This window comes from Variovorax sp. KK3, from assembly GCF_001984055.1.
GTDB lineage: Bacteria > Pseudomonadota > Gammaproteobacteria > Burkholderiales > Burkholderiaceae_C > Variovorax.
Genome location: NZ_LYVO01000148.1, coordinates 1 through 6,794 on the forward strand (window position 1 = coordinate 1; position 6,794 = coordinate 6,794).

Below are 6,794 nucleotides of genomic sequence, written 5' to 3' on the forward strand. Positions count from 1 at the left end.
CCCCGACCACCGTGCCCGCCGATGCCGAACTCACGGTGTCGGTGAAGACGCTGTGCGCCTTCGCGGCGCGGGCGGGCGATCTGGACCTGCGCTTCGTGCCCGCGCCCAGCGCGCAGGAGGGCCTGGCCGGGCACCGGCTGGTGCAGGGCCGGCGCGGTGCGGGCTATCAAAGCGAGATCGCGCTCTCGACCCGTGTCGGCCGGCTGCGGGTGCGCGGCCGGGCCGACGGCTTCGATCCGCAGCGCGGCCGGCTCGAGGAGATCAAGACCTTCCGCGGCGAACTCGACTCGGTGCGGGCGAATCACCGCGCGCTGCATTGGGCGCAGGCGCGCTGCTATGCCTGGATGCTGTGCGAGGCGCGTGGGCTCGACGGCGTCGAGGTCGCGCTGGTCTACCTGGAGCTGGGCCGCGACGAGGAATCGGTGCTGGCCGAGCATTGGACCGCCGACGCGCTGCGCACGCACTTCGAAGACCTGTGCCGCCGCTTCATGGCCTGGGCCGAGCAGGAAGCCGCACACCACGCCGCGCGCGACGCGGCACTGCCGGCGCTGCCGTTCCCGCATGCCGAATTCCGGCCGGGGCAGCGCGACCTGGCGCAGGCGGTCTACCGCGTCGCCGTGGCGGGCCGGTGCCTGCTGACCCAGGCGCCGACCGGCATCGGCAAGACACTGGCCACGCTGTTTCCAATGTTCAAGGCCTGGGGCAGGCAGGGCGTCGACAAGCTGTTCTTTCTCACGGCCAAGACATCGGGCCGCGCGATCGCGCTGGACGGCCTGCGCCGGCTGACCGGCGACGCGACGCCGCTGCGCGTGCTGGAACTCACGGCGCGCGAGAAGGCTTGCGAGCATCCGGACAAGGCCTGCCATGGCGAATCGTGCCCGCTGGCGCGCGGCTTCTACGACCGCCTGCCGGCGGCGCGCGCCGAGGCGGTGCAGGTGGCCTGGATGGACCGCGCGGCGCTGCGGCAGGTCGCGTTGGCGCACGAGGTCTGCCCCTACTACCTGGCGCAGGAGATGGCGCTGTGGAGCGATGCCATCGTCGGCGACTACAACTACTACTTCGACGGCAGCGCCTTCCTCTGGGCGCTGACGCAGGAAGAAGGCTGGCGCGCGGCCGTGCTCGTGGACGAGGCGCACAACCTGCTCGACCGCGCGCGCGGCATGTACAGCGCGCGCCTCGACGAGGCCGCCATCGGCCCCGTGCGCCGGCTGGCACCCGCGCCGATCAAGAAGACCCTGACCAAGCTGCGCCGCGAGTGGCGCCGTGCCCAGCAGACGCAGGTGGAGGACTACCGCGCGCACGACACCCTGCCCGCCGCATTCGCGCGTGCGCTGCAGGACGCGCTGGCCGCCATGGGCGAGCATTTCGCGGCGCATCCGCAGGAGGCGCAGGGCGCGCTTCAGCAGTGCTTCTTCGACCTGGCGCATTTCGCGCGGCTGGCCGATTCCTTCGGCACGCATTCGGTGTTCGAGTCCACCCTGGGCGACGACGCGCTGGCCATCCGCAACCTGGTGCCTGCGCCTTTCCTCGCGCCGCGCTTCGCGCAAAGCCTCAGCACGACCTGCTTCTCGGGAACGCTCGCGCCCTTCGGCTTCTACCGCGACACGCTGGGCCTGCCCGACGACACGGCCACGCTGGACGTCGGCTCGCCCTTTCGCAGCGAGCAGCTGGCCGTGCGCATCGCCACCGATGTCTCGACGCGCTTTCGCGACCGGGCGCGTTCGCTCGATCGGGTCGTCGGCATCATCGCGGCGCAGTACGCGGCGCAGCCGGGCAACTACCTCGCCTTCTTCAGCAGCTTCGACTACCTGCGCAGCGCGTTCGAGGCTTTCACGCAAACGCATGCCGACGTGCCGACCTGGGCGCAGTCACGCGGGATGCGCGAAAGCGAACGCGACGCCTTCGTCGCGCGCTTCGCGCCCGGCGGGCGAGGCATCGGCTTCGCCGTGCTCGGCGGGCCCTTCGGCGAGGGTATCGACCTGCCGGGCGATCGCTTGCTGGGTGCCTTCGTCGCCAGCCTCGGGCTGCCGCAACACGACGCCGGCAACGAATGCATGCGCGAGCGCATGGAAGCGCTGTTCGGCGAGGGCTATGCGTACACCTACGTCTATCCCGGCCTGCAGAAGGTGGTGCAGGCGGCGGGGCGGGTCATCCGCAGCGAGCAGGACGTCGGTGTGGTCTACCTGCTCGACGATCGCTTCGCGCGGCGCGACATCCGCGCGCTGCTGCCGGCGTGGTGGGAGGTGCAGGCCATGCGCGGGGGCGAGGGCGGTGTGCTCAGCCTTTCTTGTCGCTCTTCGGCGTGACGACCTTGTCGACCGTCACCGACACCGGGTCGCTGGCAGGGAAGGATTCTTCGACGCCGTTGTCCAGCGCCTGCTCCGTGGGCTCGGCCGGCACGGGCTTGGAATGCTCGGGCAGTGCATCGTGCTTTTCCGAGGTCGGGAACGGGAAAGGCTCGCTGCTGACGGTGCTCGTCGATTTGCTCGGTTTGGTACTCATGACCACTCCTCGTCTGTCTCGGAATCGGAAAGTCCAAGCTAGGCCGCACCGAATCGCCCATCTGTAGGAAGCCGCGCATAGGGCATGCGGGCATTCGCGCGAGAACTCGCCTACGGCGAAGCGGAGCGGCGGCCTGCGCCCGTGCCTGCACGCACGCGCGACCTTGGGGTTCGATATCCACGGACAGCAAAGGAGCTTTCGACCATGACCGATCCGAAAACCCAGCCCCAGCCCCAGCCCCATCCCGGCCCCTCGGGCCCGCTCGGCGAGGCCGAGGCCCGCGTGGGCGACCGCGGCGATGCCTCCGGACGCAACATCGAGCAGAACCGCGCCCTGGGGCAGGACGACCCGCTGAACGGCAGCCGGCAAGGCCGGCGGCTGTACGACCAGACCGGCTACCCCGGCACGCCGGACATCGGCACCGATGCCGCGCAGCTCGAGGAAGCCGAGCGCATGGCGCGCGAGAAGGGCAAGGCCTGAGTTGCGGTTCGGCGGCCCTGGCTGACGAAGGTCGGCCCTGTGCACCTACCTGCGCCTGCCGGCTGGCGCGCAGCATGGTGCGACGACTCGACGACATACAGCGAAGACAGCCAATGAGTGGTGATGCCCAGAGGTGACAAGTCGTCCTACACGGACAAGCAGAAGCGTCAGGCCGAGCACATCGAAGAAGGCTACGAAAAGCGCGGCGTGGGCAAGAAGGAAGCGGAAAGCCGCGCGTGGGCGACCGTGAACGCGGAAACCGGCGGCGGCAAGAAGAGCGGCTCCGGCCGCGGCAAGGCCGAGAACCACGCGCCTTCACGCAAGGGCGGCCATCTGGGCGGGGCGGCCTCCGCCAAGCGCAGTGCGGCGGCGCGCTCGGCGTCGGCCAAGAAGGCGGCCGCCACGAGAAAGCGCAACGCCGCGGCGCATTGAGCCCGAGCGACCCTTGGCGTGACTTGCCCTATGGCGTGACTTGCGCTGCGCCGTTCTTCTTGAGCTGCTCGGCCAGCAGCAGCTCGATCGCGAACAGGCGCTCGTTGAGCACCGCGGTCTGCAAGCGCAGCGCCTCGAGAATGGCGCGCGTGGCAGGGTCGGGCGCGTTGTTGGACAGCTCCTGAAGGTCGTGCAGCTTCCTGCGCAGTTCGTTGCTCATCGGGGGGTCCTCTCGATCGGGGGAATGGAGCGATAGTAGGCCCGGAAGCGCCACTTAAAACCGAGGCGTTTCACGGATGGCTGGGCCAGAATGCGTGCTTCGCCGCTCATGCGCCACTGAACTCATGAACATCGCCGACTCCTTCGCCGACTTCAGCCGCTTCGTCGGCATCCGGCGCGACATCCACGCGCACCCCGAACTGGGCTTCGAAGAGCATCGCACTTCCGACATCGTGGCCCGCTTGTTGGGCGAATGGGGCATCGAGGTGCATCGCGGCATCGCCGGCACCGGCCTGGTCGGCGTGCTGCGCCAGGGTAGCAGCACGCGCAGCATCGGCCTGCGTGCGGACATGGACGCGTTGCCGCTGCACGAAGCCAACCAGTTCGCGCACCGTTCGACGAACGACGGCCGCATGCATGCCTGCGGCCACGACGGCCACACCACCATGCTGCTGGCGGCGGCCTGGCACCTGGCGCAGAAAGGCAGCCGCTTCGACGGCACCATCCACTTCATATTTCAGCCGGCCGAGGAGATGGGCAAGGCGGGTGCGAAGAAGATGATCGAAGAAGGGTTGTTCGACCGCTTCCCGTGCGACGCGGTGTTCGCGCTGCACAACTTTCCGGTGGGCGAGGTCGCCGCTTCGCGCTCAACGAGGGCGCGCTCATGGCGTCGAGCAACACCTACCGCATCACGCTGCGCGGGCGCGGCACCCATGCGTCGATGCCGCACACCGGCCTCGACCCGGTGGCCGCGGTGATCGCATTGGCGCAGCAACTGCAGACCATCGTGCCGCGCAGCATCCCGAGCACCGAGCGCGCATTGCTCGCGGTGACGCAGCTGCAGGGCTCGGACGCACCCAACGTGATTCCCGACGTCGCATCGGTCGGCGGCACGGTGCGCACCTTCTCGATCGCCGCGCTGGACCGCATCGAAGAGCGGCTGCGCACGCTGGCCGAGCACATCGCGCAGGCCCACGAATGCACGGCCGAGATCAGTTTCGTGCGGGCCTCGCCGCCGGTGGTGAACCATCGCGACGAAGCGCGCTTCGCCGCCTCCGCGATGCGCGAGGTGGTGGGCGAGCAGATGGTCACCGACGACTTTCCGGCGGTGATGGGCGCGGAGGACTTCGCCCACATGCTGATGGCGCGGCCCGGCTGCTACGCATTTCTGGGCAATGGCGACGGCGACCATCGGCTCGACGGGCACGGGCCGGGTCCGTGCATCATCCACAACACGTCCTTCGATTTCAACGACGAGATCATTCCGATCGGTGCCAGCTACTTCGTGAAGCTGGCAGAGCGCTGGCTCGCACCCGCGGCTGGCAAATAGAACGACCCCGCAACCCGAGGAAAGCGGCCGCGACGATGAACTTCTCACTCACCCGACGTTCCCTGGCCTCGGTGGCCGCCGCATCCGCCGTGGCGGGCGGCCTGCTCGCACCCTTCGGCGCGGCGCAGGCGCAGCAGCGCGTGATCCGCATCGTGGTGCCTTTCGCCACCGGTGCCGTGCAGGACACCGTGGCGCGCGCCTTTAACAACGAGCTGGGCGCTGCGCTCGACGCCAGCGTGATCGTGGAGAACCGCGCCGGCGCGGGCGGCACCGTCGGCGCGGCGATCGTGGCCAAGGCACCGGCCGACGGCAACACGCTGGTGCTGGCGGCGGCCAGCCACCACATCGCCGGGCACCTCTACAGCAAGCTCAGCTACGACCCGCTGAAGGACTTCGTGGGCGTGGCCGAGATCGGCAACGCGGGCTACGTGGTCGCGGCGTCGAGCGACATGAAGGTCGCGACCACGGCTGAGTTCATCCGCGAGGTGAAGGCGCATCCGGGCAAGTACAACTATGCGTCGGCCGGCAACGGCAGCGCCACGCACCTGGCGATGGCGTCGTTTCTCGCCAAGGCCGGGCTGCAGATGACGCACATCCCGATGAAGTCCACCGGCGAGGCGGTCAACGAGCTGCTCGCCGGCCGCGTGCAGGCGGTGACCTCGTCGAGCATCGGCGTGATCGGGCTGCAGAGCGATGCGCGCATCAAGGCGCTGGCCTCCACCGGCAAGGTCCGCAGCCCTTTCCTTCCCCAGCTGCCAACGGCGGCCGAGAGCGGCCTGCCGGGCTACGACTTCGACTCGTGGATCGGCCTGCTCGCACCGGCCGGCACGCCGCGCGCCGAGGTCGACAAGATCCATGCCGCCTTCGCGAAGGTGGTTGCCGAGCCCGCGATGCAGGAGCGCCTGATGCGCCTGGGCGTGGAGCCGCGCAACACCAGCCAGGCGGATTTCCAGAAGCTGCTGCGCGCCGATTGGGACGCGATGGGCGCCGTGGTCAAGGCCTCGGGCGCGAAGATCGATTAGCGGGCGATTTGCCGAAATCAGCAACGGCGGGCGATGGCGCTGCTCGACGCAAAGAACCGGGGTCGGGCCGATCAACTTCGCCGGGTTCTGCCCACTAAGCTCGTGCCATGAATTCCCCGAAGCAAGACCACCCTGCGATCCCTCACGCATCGCTGTCGCGCCTGAATGCCTTGACGTCGAGCGGAGAGCGCAAGCTGCTCGGCCTGGTCGGCGCACCGGGCGCGGGAAAGTCCACGCTGGGCGCGGCCTTGTGCAAGGCGCTGGGCGGCGCCCGCGCGCAACTGGTTCCGATGGACGGATTCCATCTCGCCAACGTCGAGCTCGAGCGCCTCGGCCGTGCCGGCCGCAAGGGCGCGCCCGATACGTTCGACGCCGCCGGCTACGTCGCCCTGCTGCAGCGGCTGCGCGACCAGCGGCCCGGCGGCGACGTGGTCTACGCACCGGAATTCCGCCGCGAGATCGAAGAGCCCGTGGCCGGCGCCATCGCGATCCTGCCGTCGACGCAACTCGTCATCACCGAAGGCAACTACCTGCTGCACGACGCCGGCCCATGGGCGGGCGCAGCGGCGATGCTCGACGAGGTTTGGTACGTGGACATCGACGACGCCATTCGCGAGCAACGGCTGGTGCAGCGCCACATGCAATTCGGGCGAAGCGCGGACGAGGCGCGCGCGTGGGTGGCGCGCACCGATGCACCCAATGCCCGGCTGATCGCCGGCACGAAGGGCAGGGCGCATCACGTGCTGACCTGGGGCTGAGGCGTCGTTCACGCGACCGCACGCGTCGAACATCTCGCACAGACAGCTAGG

At 69.4% G+C, this 6,794-nt stretch carries 7 protein-coding genes and 1 pseudogene; 6 read left to right on the forward strand and 2 right to left on the reverse strand.

What is annotated here, in order from left to right:
• The first annotated feature begins 11 nt into the window (after positions 1-11).
• A complete protein-coding gene (locus B0W80_RS33480) occupies positions 12-2,306 on the forward strand; it encodes a helicase C-terminal domain-containing protein (RefSeq protein WP_077003460.1) in 2,295 nt (764 codons plus the stop codon).
• Here B0W80_RS33480 and B0W80_RS33485 read toward each other — a convergent pair.
• Positions 2,278-2,502: a hypothetical protein gene (locus B0W80_RS33485; protein WP_077003454.1), complete on the reverse strand. Its 225-nt coding sequence runs from the start codon at positions 2,500-2,502 to the stop codon at positions 2,278-2,280. The genes B0W80_RS33480 and B0W80_RS33485 overlap by 29 nt on opposite strands.
• 204 nt (positions 2,503-2,706) lie before the next feature.
• Between B0W80_RS33485 and B0W80_RS33490 the strand changes: the two genes are divergently transcribed.
• Positions 2,707-2,982: a hypothetical protein gene (locus B0W80_RS33490; protein WP_077003455.1), complete on the forward strand. Its 276-nt coding sequence runs from the start codon at positions 2,707-2,709 to the stop codon at positions 2,980-2,982.
• A 123-nt stretch (positions 2,983-3,105) separates the two neighbouring features.
• The gene (locus B0W80_RS33495; RefSeq protein ID WP_077003456.1) at positions 3,106-3,414 is read left to right on the forward strand and encodes a plasmid stabilization protein; all 309 of its coding nucleotides are present in this window, start codon (positions 3,106-3,108) and stop codon (positions 3,412-3,414) included.
• Positions 3,415-3,442: 28 nt separating this feature from the next.
• On the opposite strand, the gene B0W80_RS33500 is transcribed toward B0W80_RS33495, so the two are convergent.
• Positions 3,443-3,634 (reverse strand): hypothetical protein, encoded by a 192-nt coding sequence (locus B0W80_RS33500; protein ID WP_077003457.1) that lies wholly within the window; start codon positions 3,632-3,634, stop codon positions 3,443-3,445.
• Between the two features lie 124 nt (positions 3,635-3,758).
• On the opposite strand from B0W80_RS33500, the pseudogene B0W80_RS33505 reads away from it, so the two are divergent.
• The 3 genes and pseudogenes from B0W80_RS33505 to B0W80_RS33515 all read left to right on the forward strand — a co-directional run bounded on the left by B0W80_RS33505 (position 3,759) and on the right by B0W80_RS33515 (position 6,743).
• Positions 3,759-4,963: pseudogene (locus tag B0W80_RS33505) on the forward strand (M20 aminoacylase family protein).
• Positions 4,964-4,998: 35 nt separating this feature from the next.
• On the forward strand, positions 4,999-5,985 hold the full coding sequence (locus B0W80_RS33510; RefSeq protein ID WP_077003458.1) for a tripartite tricarboxylate transporter substrate-binding protein: 987 nt from the start codon (positions 4,999-5,001) through the stop codon (positions 5,983-5,985).
• A gap of 107 nt (positions 5,986-6,092) precedes the next feature.
• The gene (locus tag B0W80_RS33515) at positions 6,093-6,743 is read left to right on the forward strand and encodes a nucleoside/nucleotide kinase family protein (RefSeq protein ID WP_077003459.1); all 651 of its coding nucleotides are present in this window, start codon (positions 6,093-6,095) and stop codon (positions 6,741-6,743) included.
• Positions 6,744-6,794: the final 51 nt, after the last annotated feature.